The organism is Massilia sp. GCM10023247 (genome assembly GCF_042653325.1).
GTDB lineage: Bacteria > Pseudomonadota > Gammaproteobacteria > Burkholderiales > Burkholderiaceae_D > Telluria.
The window spans coordinates 121,325-141,015 of the sequence record NZ_JBHSIB010000024.1 but is presented as its reverse complement, the minus strand read 5'-3'; the positions used below and the strand labels follow the sequence as shown (position 1 = coordinate 141,015).

Here is a 19,691-nt window from a genome sequence, read left to right as displayed (position 1 = left end):
CGCAAGCCGAAGGGCCGGCGCGCGGCTGCAACCGCGCCGCATTCTTGCCGCATCCATGCTTATGAAATTATTTCCGTTGTACGCGCTGGCCCTCCTCGGGCTGGCGCATGGCACTGCCGCCGCCGGTGGCGGTGCGGCCGACGACCTGCCCCAGATCGGCACCATCCACCGCGCCCTGAGCGTCCCGCGCCCCGAGACGATTCCCGACGGCACCTGGTTCACCTCGGCCGAGCTCGGCGCGATCACGACCTCCGGCAACACCAGCGGCACCTCGCTCAGCGGCAAGATCGATGCCCGCCACGAGACGGCCGACTGGAGCAACGAATACATCCTGAGCGGGTTTTTCAAGGAAGACCAGATCGTCGACGACGACGGCGAGCGCTACCGCCAGCGCTCGGCCGAACGCTGGGCGCTGTCCGCCAAGGCGGCCTACAAGCTGCTCAACGAAGGCAGCCGCGCCTTTGTCCTCGGCTCGCACGTGAACGACAAGTTCGGCGCCTGGACCCGCTATTCCTCGCTGGCGGTCGGCCACGGCTCGCAGCTGTACAACACGGAAGACAAGGCGCTCGACGTCGAGATCGGCCCGGGTTATTTCAGCGGCCAGCGCGAGAACGGCGAGAGCGAAAACGGCCTGACCGTGCGCGGCGCGGCCCGTTTCCGCTGGCAGGTCAGCCCCTCGGCAGCCTTCGTGCAGACCATCAGCGTCGAGCGCGGCACCTCGAACGTGCACTCGATCGCCGAATCGGCGCTGAGCACCAAGATCAACGACACCCTGCAGATGAAGGCCGCCTTCAGCGCCCGCAACGACAGCAACGTGCCCGAGGACAAGAAAAATACCGATACCCAGACCTCGCTGACGCTGGTGTATTCGTTCTGATTCGCTACGCCTTCGAGCGCCGCGTGAACTGTCGCCTCGTCCCATCCGTCCGTTGAACGGGTGCGCGGCGCATATGCCGCGTCCCCGTCCCCGTCCCGCTCCCGCTCCCGCTCGCGGTCGAGCCGGCCACCCTACCTCGTCAAGCGCCGCCTGTCGCCCTGGCGCTGGTGTTTCGGGGAGCACAGCACGCGCCGGGCGACGCCGCGCGGCACGCCGGCAAGCTGCATGAAGGCAAAAGCCGCATGCATCCCGTCCGTCTCCAGGATCTTCAATGCGCGGTCGACGCGGGCGGCCATGAGCGCGTCGGCGCGCGGGTCGGCATGTTGAATATCAGACATGCAATAGCCTCGCAACATCTCTTTCGAAGGCCATCCATGCTAGCAGACGAGCCGGCGGGTGGCGCGCGTTTGCCCGCCGTCAAACCGCGGCAAACCCGCCCCAGTGGCGGGTTCAGGCTTGCGGCTCGTGCACGTCGTCGACCGTCACCGGTTCCGCCGCGATCTTCTCCTCGGCCAGCGCATGGTCTTCCTGGTCCGCCGTCAGGCCTTCCTGTTCGGCGCCGCGCGCCCGGTCGTAGACCAGTTCCACCAGCACCGGGAAATGATCGGAGCCGAAGGACGGCAGCCTGCGGATAAAGGAGAGCGTGAAATGGCGGCTGTGGAACAGGTGGTCGAGCGGCCAGCGCAGGAACCAGTAGTCGGCGTGGAAGGTGTTGAACATGCCGCGTCCGACCCGCGGATCGAGCAGGCCGCTGATCTTGCGGAACAGGCGCGTCGTCCGCGACCACGCCACGTCGTTCAGGTCGCCCGCCACGATCACCGGCGTATCCAGTCCGGCCACGCTCTTGGCCACCACCAGCAGCTCGGCGTCGCGCTCGGTCGACTCGTCGTGTTCGGTCGGGCTCGGCGGCGCAGGATGCAGGAAGTGGATCCGCACCTTGCGCCCGGAAGGCAGCACCACCAGCGCATGCATGGAGGGGATGTCGTCCTCGACCAGGAACTGGATGGCCTCGTCTTCCAGCGGCAGGCGCGAGTACACGTGCATGCCGTACAGGTTGTCGAGCGGGCATTTCATCGAATACCGGTAGTCGTCCTCGAGCACGTCGAGCCGCTCCTGCCACCAGGCGTCGGTCTCGAGCGTCACGAACACATGCGGCCGGTGCTCGCGGATCAGGGCGATCAGGCCGTCGGTGTTGCGGTTCGGGGTCAGCACGTTCGCGGTCAGGATGCGGATGCGCTCGGTCCTGGCGCTGCCGACGGCCGACTTGACCTCGTTCGGGTACACCCTGAGGTAGGGAAAAATCCACCAGGCCTGGTACAGCAGGCAGCAGACGGTGATGGCGACGAGTACGTCCGAGGCGCGCTCGCTCATGTCGAGCAGGAAGGGTTCGGCGACCAGCACCAGCAGCGCCAGGATGGCGATCTGCAGGCGCGGGAAGTCGAGGTCACGGACCCACCATTCCGTGTGCTTCGACAGCGGCAGCAGGGTCGCCACCAGGATGAGCGCAACCAGCGTTGAAATCACGGCAAATTGCATGATGGGAAAAGTCCTAAGAAACGTTCAGTATCTTCATAAAAAGTCAATGCGCCCAGTATGCCATTGTCTTTAGGAACCAGCCTGTGCGCTTGCGTCTCCCGTGCGGCGCCCATGGGCGCGCTTGGGCCATACTGGAAGCCCCCTTGATAACGCGACCGTTCGCGCGACCATACACGCACCCGACCCGCCGAGCCCCCATGCCTCCATCCCCCATGCCTTTCCTGATCTTTTCCCGCCGCGGCTTCGACGACCTCATCGAACGCATCGAGGGGGACGGCGCGGTGCTCTACCTGAACCCCGGCGTGGCGGCCGGGGCCGACATCGTCCCCTTGCGCGAGCGCGGGGTCGCCGTCCACATCCTGCCGCGCGCCTTCGACCCGCAGGTGCCGGGCGACCTCGAGGAAGCGGCGCACGCCACCGGGCACGACGCGCAGGCGCTGTGGGTCGAGCACGGTGCCACCGTGCCCCAGGCAGCGCCGGCGCAAGCCGACCCGCCGCCGGCGGTCGCCCAGGCGGCCCCGGCGCTGCACCGGCGCCTGGCGCGCACCGCCGGCCAGTTCGCCACCGGCGCCCTGCGCCGCCTGCGCGACCAGGGCGGGGGACGCAACCTGATGGTCCTGCCCTATCACGGCTTCGGCAACGCGCATCGGCTGTGGATCAAGGGACGGGTGCTGGACGAGTACAGCTACCGCGAACAGAGCGAGCACGACAGCAGTTGGGCCAACCTGGTCGCCCTGTACCGCCGCCTCGAGTCGGACGAGGTCGCGCAGGCCCGGGTCGTGGCCCGCTTCGGCGGACGCAGCTGGGAGACCGAAACCGACGCCGGCGGCTATTTCGAGTTCGACCTCGAGAGCGCCGACGCCCTCCCCGGCGGCTGGCACACGGTCGAGCTGGAACTGCCTGCGCACATGGGGCCGGACGGGGCGCCGGTGCGGGCCTCGGCCCAGGCCATCGTGCCGGGCGCGTCGGCGCGCTTCGGCATCATCAGCGACATCGACGACACGGTGCTGTGGACCAACGTCACGAACAAGCTCAACATGGCGCTGATGCTGGCGCGCACCAACCACCACACGCGCAAACCCTTCAAGGGCGTGGCCGCCTTCTACCGGGCCCTGAACCAGGGCGCGGGCGGCAACGAGGACAATCCGCTGTTCTACGTCTCGAGCAGCCCCTGGCACCTGTACGGGCCGCTGGTCGACTTCCTGCGCCTGCAGGAAATTCCGCTCGGCCCGCTGCTGCTGCGCGAACTGAAGGTGCGCGACCTGCTCTCGAAGGACCACAGCCACAAGCTCGACAAGATCGAGCTGATCATGCGCTTCTACCCCGGCATGCAGTTCGTGCTGATCGGCGACAGCGGCGAGCGCGACCCCGAGATCTATACCGAGATCGTGCGCCGCCACCCGGCCTCGGTACGCATGATCTACATCCGCAACGTCAACCCCGACCCGGCCCGTATCGACGCCCTGGACCGCCTGATCGACGAGGTCAGCAGCACCGGGACCCAGCTGATCCTGGCACCGGACAGCGTCTTCGCCGCCTCCCATGCCGCGGCCGAGGGCCTGATCCGGGTCGAGCGGCTGGGATCGGTACGTACCGACAAGCGCGACGACGACAGGGCGCAGTCGCCTGCCTAGCGCACGGCCGCCGCGCCCTGCGCCTGCGGCCCCGGGCCGCGCCGGATGAACATCAGCGCAGTCAGGCTCAGCAAGGAAGCGCCCGACAGGTAGTAGCCGACATAATCCAGTCCGTAGTCGGTCGCCAGCGCGGTCGCCACGTAGGGCGCCAGCGAGGCGCCCAGGATGCCGGCCAGGTTGAAGGTCAGCGAGGACCCCGTATATCGCACCTCCGGCGGGAACAGTTCGGCCAGCAGCGTGCCCAGGGGACCATAGGTCAGGCCGGTCAGCGACAGGCCCAGCACCATGAACAGGGCCACCACCGGCAGGCTGCCGGAGCCGAACAGCGGGCCGTAGACCAGGCCGAACAGGGTGATGGCGATGGTCACCGCCATCATCGCCGCGCGCCGCCCGAAGCGGTCGGCAATCAGGGCCGAGGGCGGGATCAGGAGGCCGAAGAAAATCACGGCGCCCAGCTGCAGCAGCAGGAACTGGGTGCGCGAATAGCCGAGGGCGGTGGTGCCCCAGCTGAGGGTGAACACCGTCATCAGGTAGAACACGACGAAGGTCGACGTGGCCAGCAGGGTGCCGAGCACGAGCGCGCGGCCATGCTCGCGCACCACGCTCACGACCGGCATCCGGACCCGCTCGCCGCGGTCGAGCACGGCCTGGAAATCGGGCGTCTCGGTGATCTTCAGGCGCACGTACAGCCCGACGACGACCAGCAGCGCGCTGGCCAGGAAGGGGATGCGCCAGCCCCAGGAGAAGAACTGCGCTTCGTCCAGGGTTTGCGTGAGCAGCAGGAACACCCCGCCCGACAGGAAGAAGCCGATCGGCGCGCCCAGTTGCGGGAACATGCCGTACCAGGCGCGCTTGCCCGGCGGCGCGTTCTCGGTGGCGAGCAGCACCGCCCCGCCCCACTCGCCGCCCAGGCCCAGGCCCTGGCCGAACCGGCACAGCGCCAGCAGGATCGGCGCCGCCACCCCGATCGAGGCATAGGTCGGCAGCATGCCGATCAGGATGGTCGAGAGGCCCATCGTCAGCAAGGCCGCCACCAGCGTGGCCTTGCGGCCGATGCGGTCGCCGAAGTGGCCGAACAGGGCCGAGCCGAAGGGGCGCGCGAAAAACGCGATGGCGAAGGTCGCGAACGACTGCAGCATCGCGGCAGCCGGCTCGGCCGCCGGGAAGAACAGCTTCGGGAACACCAGCACCGCGGCGGTGGCGTAGATATAGAAGTCGAAGAATTCGATCGTGGTGCCGATCAGGCTGGCAAAGAGGACCGTGCGCGCGCGGTTGCGTGGTGCAGCGAGCGGTGCCGTCATGCGCCGGGCGCTCCGGCAGCGCCACCGGCTGCCGCCAGCGCCTCGCGCACCTCGTGCGGATTGTCCGGACGGGTCACGCGCGCCACTTCCACGCCGTCCTTCAGGAACACCACGGTCGGCCACAGCTTGATGCGAAACGAGCGCCCCAGCGGACGCCCGGGGCCGTCTTCGACCTTGATGTGCTGCGCCTCCGGATAGTCCTTCAATGCTGCCTCGATCACCGGCTCGCCGGCGCGGCACCAGCCGCACCAGTTGGTGCCGAAGTCGAGGGCGACGAGGCCAGGCAGCGCGTCGACCGCGCTGCGTTCGGGCTGGGTGGTTTGATAAGTCATGTGAAGTACTCCCCGGCGGTGCGGCTCGGTGTTGGTGGTGATGATGACAAGATTACCTGAAACACCGCCGGGGAGCCAGCGTCAAGCTGCCGTCAATGCGCGTGGCCGCCTCCTTCCTCGCACTGGTGCGGGTCCTGCCTGCACAGCTTGGCCTGCGCTTCCAGGGCCAGCTTGCGCGCAGCCAGCTGCCGCGGCGTGCGCGCCGGCGCCAGGATCTCGTCCTGGGTGATCACGCGCCCGTTCTTGATCACCAGGCGCACGTCGGCAGCCGCGCGCAGGTCCGCCAGCGGGTCGCCGCCCACCACGATCAGGTCGGCCAGCTTGCCCTTCTCGATGGTGCCGAGGTCCTTGCCGACGAAGGCCATCTTTGCCGCGTCGCGCGTCACCGAGTACAGCGCCTGCAGGTTGCCCTGGACCAGCGCCGCGCCGCGCATGTTCAGGTGCAGCGAGATCCCCGGCACCACCAGCGGCGAATCGGTCCCGTTGGCCACCAGCGCGCCGGCCGCCTTCACCTTGGCCTGCTGGGTGGCGTCGTTGACGATCGTGCTGATCTGGGCGGCCGTGGGCGGCTGGGCGTTCTGCAGGCCGGGAACGAAGTTCGGCGGCACCAGGATGAAGCGCGGATCGGTCACGATGCCCGGATCGAGCCCGGCCAGCGCGCTGGCCGAGAACAGCGTGTCGATCAGGTGGAAGTCGGCCTTGCCGAAGATGTCGTAGGCATCCTGGTAGGTGATCGCCCGCGCGACCGATTTCGACCAGCCGTAGCCCATGCGCTGGGTCGCCGACAGGTGGGTGTTGCCTGCCAGTCCGGTGGCGGCGCCCGGCTGGATCAGGTGGGTCCCGCTCGGCACGCCGAGGTCGAGCGCTCCCTGCGCGATGCGCTCCATGACCGGGATCGGCGCCCGCACATAGCTTTTCAGGAAGTCGGCGTCCAGGCGCTTGGCCTTGGCGATCTCGATGTCCGCAATCTCGGGCGTACGCAGGGTGCGCGCGAAACTGTAGAACAGGCGGTTGCCTTCCCACAGCGGCGGCGAGACGAACAGGCGCGGGCCGATCAGGTTGCCGGCCTCCAGCGCCTCGCGCATCTCGACGCTCTGGTGCAGCGGGCCCCCGACCGACTGCGCGGTGGTGATCCCGTAGGACAGCATCAACTGCGCGACTTGGCCGAACTGGCCGCCTTGGTACAGCGTGAGCGGGTGCAGGTGGGTTTCGATCAGGCCCGGCATCACGGTCAGGCCGCTGGCGTCGACCACGCGCGTTCCAGCCTCGTGTGCGGCATGCGGCACCACCGAGACGATGCGGTTGCCCTCGACCACGATATCGACGTCGCGCCGCAGCGTGCTGCCCACGCCATCCCACAGTGCCCCGGCGTGGATCAGGGTGCGGCCCTGCGGCACGGCCTGGCGCCACGTGAGTTTCACGGGGATGTCCCGTGGGGTATGAACTGAGGCGCTGCCGTCGAACTGCACCGTGCGCACGCGCTCGGCCGACTTGTAGAGGATGGTCTGCGAGTCGCCGCCCCAGGTCGGCAGGTCGGCGATGTCGTCGCTCACCTTGCGCGCCGGTCCGGCCGGCGCGCCGGTCGGCCCTAGCGGCATCACGTGCAGCTTCGAATCCATGATGAAGGCGATCCGGCGCCCGTCCGGCGACAGCGCGGCCGCGCCCTCGTCGCGTTCCGCGATCTGCTGCGGGATCGGCGCCACCGGATAGAAGGTGCCGGTGCGGGTGGCCAGGTCGATCACGCGCAGCTTGTTGTAACCCTCGCGGAAGCGATTGTTGATGCGCTCGTTGTCGACCAGGATGATGCGCTGCCCGTCGGGCGTCCACTGCGGCGTGCTGACCTGGGTACTCACCGACGGAATGATCACTTCCGCGGTGCCCGTCGCCCGGGTCCAGATCTCGAGCTGGCCCGACAGCGTGGTGTAGGCGATGCGGGTACCGTCCGGCGACAGCTTCGGCGTCACCATCGAGCGCCCGGGGATCGCGGCCAGGCGGGTCCGGGTGCGCGTCGCCACGTCGACCTGGTCGATCGCGAGCTGGCCGGCATTGCCGCGCTCCGACGAAAAATACACGGCGCGGCCGTCGGGCGTCCATTGCGGGGTGACGTCGCGGTCGGGGTCGTTGGTCAGGCGCACCGGCGCCTCGCCGATGCGCATGGTCCAGACGTCGTTCAGGGCCACGAAGGCGATGCTGGCGCCGTCCGGCGAGAGCACCGGCGCGCTGATACCCATCACGCGCTGTTGGCCGAATTCGTCGAAGCGGCGGTCCTTTTCCCGGAACACCGGGCGGCGCAGCGTCAGCTCGGCGCGAAAGCCGATGTCCTGCGGGTTGGCGCCGCTGGCGGCGCGGGTGCGGATCTTGCCGTCGGCCGTGTACAGGAAACGCCCGTTCGGCAGGAAGCGCACCGGGAACGGGAAGATGTCTTCGTCAGTCGTGACCTGGGCGCCGCCGACGACCAGCTGGCGGCCGGCGTTCTGGTAGACCAGGGCGCCGCCGTCGGGCGTCCAGGCCGGCGCAAAGCCGGGCGCGACCACGGTCGGCGGGCCGCCGGCGAAGGGCGCGGTGACCACGTTGGGGCCGTCGACATAGGCCAGGCGCGCGCCGTCGGGCGAGACCACCGGGTTCGCTTCCATGCCGGGGCCGGTCGTCACCTGGCGCAAACCGCTGCCGCGCGCACCGACGGTCCAGATCTTGTACTGGCCGTCGCCGCTGCGGTCGCTCGAGAACACCAGGCCGCTGCTGTCGGGCAGCCAGGCCGGCTCGCGGTCGTCGAAGGGGCCACGCGTCAGTTCGGTGGCGTCGTGCCCGTTCGGGCTGATGGTCCAGATGTGGTAATTGCCTTCGGGAGCGTAGTTCTGGAAGGCGATGCGCTTGCCGTCGGGCGACCACACCGGCTGGGTGGGTTCCAAACGCCAGTCGGTGATGCGGGTCGCGCGTCCGCCCGCGGCCGGCATCACCCACAGCGCGCCCTGCGCCGAGAACACGATGCGCTTGCCGTCCGGGGATGGGGCGGCGGCCATGTTGGTGCCTTCGCGCAGTTCGACCGTGATGTCGCGCGTCGGGCCGCGCAGGTTGTTGGTCTCGTCGACGCCGCCCGCGCCCGGCCATTGGCAGGCGCCCAGCACCGCGACGGCGGTCCCGACGGCGACGGCCAGCGCGCTGCGCACCAGCAAACGGGAAGCGGGGAACTCCTTGCGAGTCTTCATGTTGTTACCTCCAGGTGAGAGGACAAAAGCGTGGTTGCCAAAATGCACCAATAAGGTGCGTAGCTGACTCATCCATATTCGGCAGCGTGTCTGACGGGAGGCTGACGCTTGGGTCCGCTTGGAAACGGCTGGGCTATCGATTGGGTCTGAGCTGACTTAGCTCAAGCATCGGCGCTGTTGGGAGGGAACTTTTATGAGCAAAAGCTGAACAACGGGAAATGTCATGCGAAGGTGAAATGCCTAACGGACCAAGGCCGCGCCCGCTGGCATATTTGTTTCAAACTCGTCAATAGGAGCCCATCATGGCCGATAACCTGCAAAACGCCGGTCCGCAGGACCGCAGCCGCATCAACGTCCACGAAGAGTGGGAAGTGCGCCACTGGACCGAAGCGCTGGGCGTCACCCGCGAAGAACTGGAAAAAGCGGTGTCCGAAGTCGGCGTATCGGCAAACGCCGTGCGCGAGCACCTGAAGAAAAAGCGCTAAACCCGCTTGCCTGAACGGACGCGCCCCGCGTCCGTCGAGCGCCGCCGCGGCTTGCGGCGGCGCCGTGCTTGCGTTCGCACCATCCTCCGGCGGCGCCCGTCCGCCGGGCAATCCCGCTTGCCCGCGTCATGCCCGATTTAAAAAGGAGCCCAATGTGGATTTCCGCGCCTTTGTTGCATCCCTAGACATTACGCTCCCGAATGCCCTGTTCGCCCTGGCCCTGGCCGTGTTCAGTTTCGTCGCGATCCACGGCGCCGTCGCCCTCGCCCGCCGCCGCCTCGGGCAGCTGAGCGACGAGCAGGCGCACCGTCCCGTCGCCGAAGTGCTCAGCAAGACGCTCGCCCGCACCAGCAACCTGGTCGTCTTCGCCACCGCCGTCCTGATCGGCCTGTCGGCGCTCGACCTGCCGCCGCCCTGGAACCAGCGCGTCAGCCACCTGTGGTTCCTGACCCTCGGCCTGCAACTGGCGATCTACCTGCACAGCGCGATCAAGGTGACCGCGCGCCGCTACTTCCGCACCCATGGCGGCGCGGTCGCCGACGACCAGGTGACGATCGCCCACACCCTGATCATCTGGGTGCTGCAGACCAGCGTCTGGATCATCTTCGCCCTGGCCCTGCTGTCCAACCTCGGCATCAACATCTCGACCTTTGTCGCCAGCCTCGGGATCGGCGGTATCGCCATCGCGCTGGCGGTGCAGAACGTCCTCGGCGACCTGTTCGCCTCGCTCTCGATCGCGATGGACAAGCCCTTCGAGGTGGGCGACTTCATCTCGACCGGGAACACCTCGGGGGTGGTCGAAAAAGTCGGCCTGAAGACGACCCGCCTGCGCGCCCTGAGCGGCGAGCAGGTCATCGTCTCGAACGCCGACCTGCTCAAGGGCACCGTATCGAACTTCAAGCGCATGCAGACGCGGCGCGTGGTCTTTACCCTGCGCGCCCATCCGGATACGCCGCCGGCGCTGGCCGCCAAGGTGCCGACCGCCGTGGCGGAATTCATCGGGCGCCACCAGAAGGTACGCTTCGACCGCGCCCACCTGGCAAGGTACACCCAGGACTTCATCGAATGGGAGATCGTCTACACGGTCCTCGACGCCGACTACGGGCTGTTCATGAACACCCAGCAGGCCGTCATCCTGGCCTCGATGCAGATGTTCGCCGACCTCGGCATCTCGACCGCGCCGCGCGCCCAGCAGTTGCTGCTGCAACCGCACGAGGCGCAGCATCCGGACGCGCCGCCGCTGCCGGAAGACAATCGCGCGCGCCATCCGGGGCCGCTGCGCAGCCTGCCGAAAGGCGCCTGAGCCGACAGGCCGGCTCGCGCGCGCCCTGCCGCGCGCTCCTTGGCTAGAGTGCGAAGCACGACCACCGACCAAGGAGAATGCAATGAACCAGCCCGCGCAACAGCAGCAGCCGCCAGGCGTCGAAGCCGACCTGAGGCCGCAGGCCGACCACGGCGAAACCAGCTACCGGGGTTCCGGCAAGCTGACCGGCAAGGCCACCATCATCACCGGCGGCGACAGCGGCATCGGCCGCGCGGTGGCAATCGCCTTCGCGCGCGAGGGCGCCGACGTCCTGATTTCCTACCTGAACGAACACGAGGACGCGCGCGAAACCGCGCGCCTGGTCGAGGAAGCCGGGCGCAAGGCCGTGCTGGTGCCGGGCGACTTGGCCGACCCCGGCCACTGCCGGGCGATCGTCGAGCGCGCAGTGAGCGAATTCGGGCGCGTCGACGTACTGGTGAACAACGCCGCCTTCCAGATGACCCACGACTCGCTCGAGGAGATTCCGGACAAGGAATGGGACTATACCTTCCAGGTCAACATCACAGCGATGTTCCACCTCTGCAAGGCGGCGGTGAAGCACATGGCGCCCGGCTCGGCCATCATCAACACGACCTCGGTCAATTCCGACAACCCGAAACCCACGCTGCTGGCCTATGCAGCCACCAAGGGCGCGATCGCGAATTTCTCGGCCGGCCTCGCGCAATTGCTGGCCGAACGAGGCATCCGCGTGAATTCGGTGGCGCCGGGGCCGATCTGGACTCCGCTGATCCCGGCCACCATGCCGCCCGACCAGGTCGCCAGTTTCGGCCAGCAGGTGCCGATGAAACGGCCCGGCCAGCCGGCCGAGGTGGCGCCGGTATACGTGCTGCTGGCGTCAAGCCAGGCCAGCTATATCTCGGGCGCGCGCATCGCCGTGACGGGCGGCACGCCGATTTTGTAGAAGGGCCACCGCCGCGGTTTTGTAGGGTGGGCACTTGCAGTGCTGGCATTTAGAGCGCCTAACAAAACCTCCATGGCTGCGTTGCAGCGTCTCGCCGTACAGGCGTACTGTCTTCGACGCCGCGCCTTGCCCTGAAGGTTTTGTTAGGCGCTCTTAGCCAGCCCTGCTGCCCACGCGGTCGTGCCGGTGCATATCCACCGGCAGCAAGCACCGGCATTGCCGCACGGACCGGTTCCACCGCGTGGGCACAACTGCCCACGCTACGCGTCGGGCCCGTGCATTCCTGCGTGCATTAAAAGTCCGGCGTCGGCACCGGTACCGGCGGCGAGATCACCTCGACCGGCTCTTCGATGACTTCTTCCGCTTCTTCCGCGTCCTCGGCGCGCGGATGGGATTCGTCGTCGACCGGCGCCGCTTCGGGCAGCTCGCTGGCGTCGATGAATTCTTCTTCCGGCTCTTCCTCCTGCACGCGCGGGGGAGCGGGCGGGCGGCCGCCCGGGAACACGGCCTCGCGGTCGAGCTTGCCGGCGTCGAGGGCGGCGCGGAAGAAATCCCCGACCAGCAGGATCGCGTTGTGGCCGCCCTGGCCCCAGTAATTGCTGCGCATCGTGACGCGGTTGTCGTTGAAACCGACCCACGCGCCCGCCACCAGGTTCGGGTGCATCAGGATGAACCAGCCGTCGGCATTGTTCTGGGTGGTGCCGGTCTTGCCGGCGACGTCGCCGTTGATGCCGAAGCGGTAGCGCACGCCGGTGCCGGTGCCGCGGTTGACGACGCCGCGCAGCATGTCGATCAGCGCCACGCTGGACGCTTGCGACAGCGCGCGCTCGGGGGCATCGGTGCCGAAATCGGCGATCACCTTGCCTTCGCGGTCGGTAATGCGGCGCACGAACACCGGCTTGCGGTATTCGCCCTGGGCCGCGATGGTGGCGTACGAACTCACCATTTCCAGCAGCGTGACCGGGCTGGTGCCGAGCGCCAGCGAGGGAACGGCCGACAGCTTGCTCTGGCGGATGCCCATGTTCTGGGCCAGCTTGGCGACCTTCGTGGGGCCGACGTCCTGCATGACCTGGGCCGTGATCGTGTTCTTCGAATGCACCAGGCCGTCGCGCATGGTCATCTGGCGGCCGGTGGTGCCCGACATGTCGGTCGGCTTCCAGATCGTGCCGTCGGCGGCGCGGATCTCCATCACCGCGTCGACATACGGCTGCTCGGGCGAAATGCCGCTTTCCAGCGCGGCGCCATAGACGATCGGCTTGAAGGTGGAGCCGGGCTGGCGCGCGGCCTGGGCCACGTGGTCGAACTGGTCCTTGGCGAAGTCGCGGCTGCCGACCCAGGCCTTGACTTCGCCGCTGGCCGGGTCGATCGCGACGAAGCCCGCTTCCAGGCGGGTCTTGGCCGCGCGCAGTTCGCGCATGAAGCTGCGGTCGGCCTTGATGCGCTTGAAGGCGGCGGCAGGGGCTTCGCCGCCCTCGACCGCCTGGCGGTAGGTGCTGCTTTCGCGGATGAAGGCGTCGAGCTGGGCGCCGTGGGTGCGCCAGTAATGCTCGAAGGGCGTGACGCTGCCGCGCATCGAGGTGTAGGTGCCGGTCGAGGTGGAACCGGGCAGCCAGGGATTGGCCCACTCGACGTCGGCCACGGCCTGCAGGGCGCCGCCCTGGCGCTCGACGGCGCGCTGCGCGGCCTGCTGCAGGTCGGCGTCGAGCGTGGTCTGCACCACCAGGCCGTCGAGTTCGAGGTTGTAGTCGTTCTCGTCGGCCCAGGCCAGCAGCCACTTGCGCACGTAGGCTGTGAAATGGTCGTCGCGGCCGCTGCGATCGAGCTGGCGCTCGAAGTCCAGGCGCAGCGGGCGCTTGACCAGGGCCTTCAGGCGCGCTTCGGAAAACGCGCCGTGCTTGGCCATCTGGCCCAGCACCACGTTGCGGCGGGCCAGCGAACGCTCGGGATTGGTGACCGGGTTGTAGTAATAGGTCCCCTTGAGCATGCCGACCAGCGTGGCCGCTTCCAGCACATCGAGTTTCAGGGCGGACTTGTCGAAATAGGTGCGCGCCGCCATTTCGATGCCGCGCGCGTTGTACAGGAAGGGCACCGTGTTCAGGTAGGCTTCCAGGATCTCGGTCTTGCTGTAGGTGTTCTCGATCTTGAGCGCGGTGATCAATTCCTTCAGCTTGCGGTTGATGCTGCGCGCGCGGCCGATCTCTTCCGGGAACATGTTACGCGCCAGCTGCTGGGTAATGGTCGAGCCGCCCTGGGCGTCGCCCTTCAGGCTGGCCACCAGCGCGCCGGCGATGCGCGTGAAATCGACGCCGTGGTGCTCGTAGAAGCGGTGGTCCTCGGTCGAGATCAGGGCCTTGATCACGTGCGGCGACACCTGCGACAGCTTGACCCGCTCCTGCAGGCCCTGCTCGAAGGTGCCGAGTTCCTTGCCGTCGGCGGACAGGATGGTGGTCGGGCGCGCGCTGTTGACCTGCTTCAGGTCGGCCACGCTCGGGGTCAGCGGAATCAGGATGATCAGGTAGACCAGCAGCAGCAACAGCAGCGCGCCGAAGGAGGCCGCCCCGACGATGAGCACCTGCTGGCTGCGCGGCCGCCCTTCGAGGAAGCCATGGGCGCGCCGGTAGCCTGCGCCTGCGCGGGTGCCCGCGCTGCCAAACAAATCCTTTGCCTGCTGGCGGATGCCGTTTTCGGTCTTATTGTCCTGGTCCACTGATGTCCTTGCGCCTTGGTTGCCTTGATCTTGCCACGTGTGCGCAGTATAGCCGACGCCGGCCCCGGCTACGCTTGGGTGCGCCACGCTGGCTCCGCGGGAGGCAAAACGCACGGCGGCAGGTGTAGCGCAGCCGGCTTTCCGCTACAATGTCACAATGTCTTTACAAAATTCCACTGGCGCATCGGCGGCGCCTGCCCTCACCCCGGAAACCCGGGTGCTGCGCCAGTTCCGGGTCGTGTTCAACTCGGTGAAAACCCACTTCCGCCAGGTCGAGCGCGACGCCGGCCTCGGCGGCGCCCAGCTGTGGGCCTTGTCCGTGATCGCCGGCTCGCCCGGCATCGGCGTCACCGAACTGGCGCGCGCGCTCGACATCCACCAGTCCACCGCCAGCAACCTGGTGCGCAACCTGACGGCGCGCGGGCTGATCGCGGCGGCACGCGACGGCCAGGACCGGCGCGGCGTCGCCCTGCGCGCCCTGCCCGCCGCCGACGCCCTGCTGCAGCGCGCGCCGGTGCCGTTTGCCGGCGTGCTGCCGGAGGCGCTGGCCAGCCTCGACGCGGAAACGCTCAGGCGCCTCGAGCAAGACCTGTCCAAGCTGATCGAGGTGCTGGAGGCCGATCCCGCCAGTGCGCAGGTGCCGCTGGCCCAGCTGTAGGCCGTCGTTTTCCGAACGGGCAGCTAGACCAGTCCAATTTGATACTTTTCCAGGAACGCGACCAGCCTCGGATCGGTCGAGAGCAGGGTCGTTCCCTCCACCGTTGCTTCAACCCGGTCGAAGAGGGCGACCGAGGGTAGGTTCGAGTATCGGGATCGAAAATAGAGGCCGTCGTACTCGGCGGGGTGCGTATGGAACGCCCTGCTCCACGCGTTCGACGCCTGGTATGCCGATGTCGACGTTATCGCACTCGTTCCTCCAATCGGAAAAAGGGCAGCCGTCAGGTCGACGAGGGACAGTTGCGTACGGTCGACAATACCGAGCCTGGAGACGCTCCGGCTGGTGATCTCCGCCTCATCGAGGATGAGCGGACCCGATTCGAAACGCTCGCGGATGAGTGTCTCGGCCATGCATGCCTCGAACTCCGGTGACGCGTAAAGAACGCCGTACTCGTCGTTGGGTGCGTCGAACCGGTAAACCGTGGGGCTCGTGGACCGGCGATTGAAGAAAAGCGGGGAGTACCGGCTCTGGTGAACCCGGAGAAGCGGCGTAACGGCCAAATCGAAGGTAATGGTCGGTATCTGGCGAAAGCAGAGGTCGGGCGGTGGCAGCGGACAGTCCAGCGACAGCGAGGAAGGTGGCGCGCCAGTCATGCAGCTCCCTGGTGCAGGTCTGCGCGTTGACGGGCAAGCCCCACCACACGTTCAATCGCGAAAGTGCCATCGGCAAGGGCTTCAGCCGGGCTGCGATTGTCGAGATCGACGTGTGGCCGAGTCAGGAAACTGTGCAAGGCCCAGCAACTCATCGCGCTGGGGGCCAGCACATCCAGGACAGCGCGCAATCTTGCCGCCGCCACGTCAAACTGCCACTTCGGGTAACGATACCCGCGGGTATTCCCTTCCAGGATCAATGCATAGAGGGCGCCGCGGTTTCGCTCCAGATTGATCAGCCGATCGGAGCGACCTGTGTACCGGCTCGCCGCCGCGAGCGTGAGATTCTGCGGGTTCTCGAACTCGACCTTCATGTACGATGCGCCGCGCGCCTTCGCCGCGGCGAGCGGGCTCGGGGCGGGCCCGTTCCCGAGCTGTACGAGGCCGGTCAGGACGGCCACCTGGCGCTTGAGCTCTTCGACTTCCGTCCTCAGGGAGGCGATCTGGTCGGACTGCGAAGCGCCTTCGGCCGCGCCGGAGCCTGGTGTGGCCGCGGGGCGCCCCAATGGCCACCATGATGGCGGCCATGACGGCTTCCGGTTCGCGAGAACATTCGACGATTCGGTCTTGCCGCCCCCGGTTTTGCATTCCACGAGCACCAGGTAGGAAGTCGACGAATCGTTGACTTCCACGTCGAATACAGGAGGACGCGTCCAATAAACGGTGGACTCCCCCAGCCGGACTTTCGATACATCCGGACTCGCGCCGTATTGCTCGACGACCGTATCGTCCGGGGCAGGCACGCTGCTGCCCTGCAGGAACTCCGCAGCCTTCCTGATCGCCTCGAGCGCTTCAAGCACTTCAGGGCTTTCCTGTCTGACAACCGGGCTGGAATGTTTGTTCATGAATCCAGTCTAGCTCATGACTTTCATGACTTCAAGCCCGTTTCGCAAGATTGCTCGACCAATGCCGGCCTGCGGCGCCGCACGACGCGATGCCCTATCCGCCTTCCCTGAAGCGCCGCAGCGCCGCGTCGACGATCGCCTCGCTGCTGCCGCCACCGGCATGCGCGTTGCGCAGGAAATGGGCGTCGCTGCCGGTATGGGTTTCGGCGTACAGGTGTTCCAGCGCCGGCTCGCTGCCGAGCGCCTTGGCATGCGGCTCGATCTTGCGCAGGGTGGTCAGGATGTCTTCGCGCAGCGAAATCGTCTCGTGGGTCTGCGGATGCACCAGCGTGCCGTCGAGACCGAAGCGGCAGGCCTGGAAGCGGTTGTAGTTATAGACCAGGTAGTCGTCTTCCAGCGGCGGCGGCTCGGCGCCCTCGAGCAGGTAGCGGCACAGGGCTTGCAGGTAGCAGGCCAGCGCCGCCGCGCGCTCGACCGTGAGCGGCGTGTCGCAGACCCGCAGTTCGATCGTCCCGTACTCCGGCTTGGGGCGCAGGTCCCAATAAAAGTCCTTCATGCTTTTCACGATGCCGGTCTTCTCCATGCGCGCGAAATAATCGCGCTCGAAGGCTTCCCAGCTGAGCAGGAAAGGCGCGCGGCCGGACAGCGGAAAGGCGAACACGGAATTCAGGCGCGCCGAATTGAACAGCGTGTCGCTGCCCTGCAGGAAGGGCGAGGAGCTCGACAGGGCGATGAAGTGCGGCACATAGCGGTTCAGCGCATGCAGCAGGAACAAGGCTTCGTCGCCCGAACTGCAGCCGATGTGCACGTGCTGGCCGAACACCGTGAACTGCTTGGCCAGGTAGCCGTACAGGCTGGAGACCTCGCGGAAGCGCGGCTTGGCGAAGATCTTGCGCTGCGACCATTGTTGGAACGGATGGGTGCCGCCGCCGCAGACGCCCACGTTCAGCATGTCGCCGGCGCGCAGCAGGATGTCGCGGATCTGGCGCAATTCTTCCAGCAGCTCGCCGTGGTGGGTGTGCACGCTCGAGTTAATCTCGATCATGCTCTCCGTGATCTCGGGCGTGACGTTGCCGGGGAACGGTGCCCGTCCCAGCAGCTCGAGCATGTCGGGCGAGGCAGCCACCAGGTCGAAATCCGACAGGCTCACCAGCTGCAATTCCAGCTCCACGCCCATGGTCAGCGAATGCGATTGTGCGAACGGTCCGAGTGCCATGTCAAAGGTCCTTTACGGTGCGGGTTTCGTTGGCCCAGACGACGGCGCGCTGGGTCAGCACGGGGCCGATGACGTCGAGCATCAGCATGGCGGCGGCCAACGGCGCCAGGCTGTCGAGCAGGTCGACGCCGATCAGGTGGGTCTGCTCCATCAGCAGGATCGCGAACACCGCCATCGGCGTGAGCGCCAGGCCCGAGAGCGCGCCCTTGCGCGTCGAAATGCCCGATACCCGTGCCGTCGCCGCGCAGACGCCGACCTTGACGACGGCGCGCACGAGCACCAGCAGCAGGCCGAGCGCGATGCCGCCGCCGACGTGGTCCATCTCGACGCGGGTGGCCACGAAGAAGAACATCAGCACCGCCAGCAGGTCGCCCAGCACGCCGAAATTGCGTTGCGCCGGGCTCAGGGAGATGCGGCGGTGGCGCGCCACCAGGCCGAAGGTCAGGGCCGCCAGCACCGGCGAAAACTCGAGCACGTGGGTGACCGCCACCAGCAGCACCACTGCCAGCGCAAAGGCCAGGGTGGCGTCGCGCGCGGCGTCGATCAGGCGCAGCCAGAGCGGCACCAGGGCGCCGAACAGCGCGCCCAGGGCGGCCGAGACGAGCAGCACCAGCAGGCTGCTGCCGGCGGCGTGGGTCAGGTCGCCCGAGGTCTGGAACAGGCCGATGCCGACCACGACGTTGAACGTAAACACGGCCATCACGCAGTTCAGGGCGGTCAGGTGCATGGCCCGTTCGGTCACCTGGCCGGCGGCGCCCTGCTCGTTGAGCACGCGCAGCAGGCCGGCCGGGGAACTCGACATCGCCAGGGCGGCCGTCAGCGCGGCAGGCAGGCGCGCCATGCCGAAGAAGGAGGCAACGGCGTACACGGCGGCAAAGGTGCAGGCCGCCTCGAGCAGCGAGGTCGCCACGATCCACGGATTGTTGCGCAGCCAGCGCAGGTTGATGCGGTAGCCGAGCTCGAACAGGATCAGGCCGAAGCCCAGGTTCGCCAGCAGCATGAAATTCTTCGATTCGGACGGCGGCAGGTAGCCGGCCGCGAGGTTGCCGAAACAGAAACCGGCGAGCCCGTAGACCGCGATCCGCGGCAGCGCGGTCCAGCGGTAAATCAGTTCGCCGGCCATCCAGGCCAGCGCCATGGCGATCGGCCAGGCAAGTTGCAGGCCGAGATCGGCGTAGTCGGTCATAGGCTCCCCTAACGGTCGAGAGTAACTAGCGCAAGTACGGCGCGCACCGGGCGGTGCACCTTGCGCAAAAAACGGCCTCCGGAGCGTCCGGAGGCCCAAAAGAAACGCGTGAGCGCCTCATCGCTGATCGCCGGCTGCGCCGGAAAGGCGCCCCAGGACGCTGGCATATTGCCTGATCTATATAACCTTGGCAACTACATTCGTCCGAATGCAAAGACGCCATCAGGGCGCCGAGGCATGTACCTGGGCGATGCTGCAGCGCGATTTGCGGCCCTTCACGCTGCAGCTGTTGCGCTCCCTGCCCTCGCGGTCCCAGACTTTTACCAGCCATTCTTCCGCCCCGGCCCGCTCCATCGTCATGAAGCCGAAACCGTCGATCCAGCTGCTCATGGTCTCGACGATGGCGCCCGGGGCCGGGGTCTTGCCGGGCGGCGGCATGACGGGCAAAGGCGCGGTGTCTTCCGCACTGCCCGAGAAGCCGGACACGAACTGGGTCGGATGCTCGCTGGCGAAGCTGAGCTGTTCCCACAGGTGCACATGCCCCGACAGCAACATATGGATCGAGCGCGGCAGGATGCCGGGGTCGACGTCGCCGAAGGCGTCGAGCAAGCCCTGGTCGCCGCCGAACAGGGTCACTTCGCCGGTCTTCGGGTTGCGGTTGGCGCCGAAGGCCAGCAGCGGGTGGTGATCGACCGCGATGTTGTAGCGCGCGCCGCGCGCCAGTTGCTCGACCTTGCGGTAGGTGTCCGCATACACGGCCCGGCGCGGGTCGG

The 19,691-nt window shown here is 67.4% G+C and carries 17 protein-coding genes; 6 read left to right on the top strand and 11 right to left on the bottom strand.

The window, feature by feature from the left end:
- Positions 1–61 precede the first annotated feature (61 nt).
- Entirely contained in the window at positions 62–877 is an 816-nt protein-coding gene (locus ACFPAH_RS19815; RefSeq protein ID WP_379748756.1) for a DUF481 domain-containing protein, read from the top strand.
- 131 nt (positions 878–1,008) lie between these two features.
- Here the strand turns inward: ACFPAH_RS19815 and ACFPAH_RS19810 are convergent, their stop codons facing one another.
- Both ACFPAH_RS19810 and ACFPAH_RS19805 read right to left on the bottom strand, forming a co-directional pair.
- The gene (locus tag ACFPAH_RS19810) at positions 1,009–1,215 is read right to left on the bottom strand and encodes a hypothetical protein (protein WP_379748754.1); all 207 of its coding nucleotides are present in this window, start codon (positions 1,213–1,215) and stop codon (positions 1,009–1,011) included.
- Positions 1,216–1,327: 112 nt separating this feature from the next.
- A complete protein-coding gene (locus ACFPAH_RS19805; RefSeq protein WP_379748752.1) occupies positions 1,328–2,413 on the bottom strand; it encodes an endonuclease/exonuclease/phosphatase family protein in 1,086 nt (361 codons plus the stop codon).
- A gap of 197 nt (positions 2,414–2,610) precedes the next feature.
- Here ACFPAH_RS19805 and ACFPAH_RS19800 point away from each other — a divergent pair, with 197 nt between their 5' ends.
- Positions 2,611–4,047: an App1 family protein gene (locus ACFPAH_RS19800; RefSeq protein WP_379748750.1), complete on the top strand. Its 1,437-nt coding sequence runs from the start codon at positions 2,611–2,613 to the stop codon at positions 4,045–4,047.
- Here the strand turns inward: ACFPAH_RS19800 and ACFPAH_RS19795 are convergent.
- The 3 genes from ACFPAH_RS19795 to ACFPAH_RS19785 form a co-directional block, all read right to left on the bottom strand.
- Positions 4,044–5,348 carry an MFS transporter gene (locus tag ACFPAH_RS19795; protein WP_379748748.1) on the bottom strand — a complete coding sequence of 435 codons (1,305 nt, stop codon included), beginning with the start codon at positions 5,346–5,348 and terminating at the stop codon, positions 4,044–4,046. The two genes, ACFPAH_RS19800 and ACFPAH_RS19795, sit on opposite strands and share 4 nt — an antisense overlap.
- On the bottom strand, positions 5,345–5,680 hold the full coding sequence (locus tag ACFPAH_RS19790; RefSeq protein WP_379748746.1) for a thioredoxin family protein: 336 nt from the start codon (positions 5,678–5,680) through the stop codon (positions 5,345–5,347). Before ACFPAH_RS19790 ends, ACFPAH_RS19795 begins: the two co-directional genes overlap by 4 nt.
- A 92-nt stretch (positions 5,681–5,772) precedes the next feature.
- Positions 5,773–8,886: an amidohydrolase family protein gene (locus tag ACFPAH_RS19785; RefSeq protein WP_379748744.1), complete on the bottom strand. Its 3,114-nt coding sequence runs from the start codon at positions 8,884–8,886 to the stop codon at positions 5,773–5,775.
- Positions 8,887–9,188: 302 nt separating this feature from the next.
- Here ACFPAH_RS19785 and ACFPAH_RS19780 point away from each other — a divergent pair, with 302 nt between their 5' ends.
- The 3 genes from ACFPAH_RS19780 (at position 9,189) to ACFPAH_RS19770 (ending at position 11,596) form a co-directional block, all read left to right on the top strand.
- Positions 9,189–9,371: a DUF3606 domain-containing protein gene (locus ACFPAH_RS19780; RefSeq protein WP_379748742.1), complete on the top strand. Its 183-nt coding sequence runs from the start codon at positions 9,189–9,191 to the stop codon at positions 9,369–9,371.
- 154 nt (positions 9,372–9,525) lie between these two features.
- A complete protein-coding gene (locus ACFPAH_RS19775) occupies positions 9,526–10,674 on the top strand; it encodes a mechanosensitive ion channel family protein (protein WP_379748740.1) in 1,149 nt (382 codons plus the stop codon).
- Between the two features lie 82 nt (positions 10,675–10,756).
- Positions 10,757–11,596, top strand: a complete 840-nt coding sequence (locus ACFPAH_RS19770; protein ID WP_379748738.1) for a glucose 1-dehydrogenase — start codon at positions 10,757–10,759, stop codon at positions 11,594–11,596.
- A gap of 292 nt (positions 11,597–11,888) precedes the next feature.
- On the opposite strand, the gene ACFPAH_RS19765 is transcribed toward ACFPAH_RS19770, so the two are convergent.
- The gene (locus ACFPAH_RS19765) at positions 11,889–14,303 is read right to left on the bottom strand and encodes a penicillin-binding protein 1A (protein WP_379748736.1); all 2,415 of its coding nucleotides are present in this window, start codon (positions 14,301–14,303) and stop codon (positions 11,889–11,891) included.
- Between the two features lie 157 nt (positions 14,304–14,460).
- Here ACFPAH_RS19765 and ACFPAH_RS19760 point away from each other — a divergent pair, with 157 nt between their 5' ends.
- Positions 14,461–14,961, top strand: a complete 501-nt coding sequence (locus ACFPAH_RS19760) for a MarR family winged helix-turn-helix transcriptional regulator (RefSeq protein WP_379748734.1) — start codon at positions 14,461–14,463, stop codon at positions 14,959–14,961.
- A gap of 23 nt (positions 14,962–14,984) precedes the next feature.
- On the opposite strand, the gene ACFPAH_RS19755 is transcribed toward ACFPAH_RS19760, so the two are convergent.
- The 5 genes from ACFPAH_RS19755 to ACFPAH_RS19735 all read right to left on the bottom strand — a co-directional run bounded on the left by ACFPAH_RS19755 (position 14,985) and on the right by ACFPAH_RS19735 (position 19,674).
- Positions 14,985–15,614 (bottom strand): RES family NAD+ phosphorylase, encoded by a 630-nt coding sequence (locus ACFPAH_RS19755; protein ID WP_379748732.1) that lies wholly within the window; start codon positions 15,612–15,614, stop codon positions 14,985–14,987.
- Positions 15,611–16,516 carry a hypothetical protein gene (locus ACFPAH_RS19750; protein WP_379748730.1) on the bottom strand — a complete coding sequence of 302 codons (906 nt, stop codon included), beginning with the start codon at positions 16,514–16,516 and terminating at the stop codon, positions 15,611–15,613. The genes ACFPAH_RS19755 and ACFPAH_RS19750 overlap by 4 nt, the downstream gene beginning before the upstream one ends.
- A gap of 94 nt (positions 16,517–16,610) precedes the next feature.
- Complete coding sequence (locus ACFPAH_RS19745; RefSeq protein WP_379748728.1) at positions 16,611–17,732, bottom strand: YbdK family carboxylate-amine ligase; 1,122 nt, start codon at positions 17,730–17,732, stop codon at positions 16,611–16,613.
- A 1-nt stretch (position 17,733) separates the two neighbouring features.
- Positions 17,734–18,918: a cation:proton antiporter gene (locus ACFPAH_RS19740; RefSeq protein ID WP_379748726.1), complete on the bottom strand. Its 1,185-nt coding sequence runs from the start codon at positions 18,916–18,918 to the stop codon at positions 17,734–17,736.
- 222 nt (positions 18,919–19,140) lie between these two features.
- On the bottom strand, positions 19,141–19,674 hold the full coding sequence (locus ACFPAH_RS19735; RefSeq protein WP_379748724.1) for a hypothetical protein: 534 nt from the start codon (positions 19,672–19,674) through the stop codon (positions 19,141–19,143).
- Positions 19,675–19,691 lie beyond the last annotated feature (17 nt).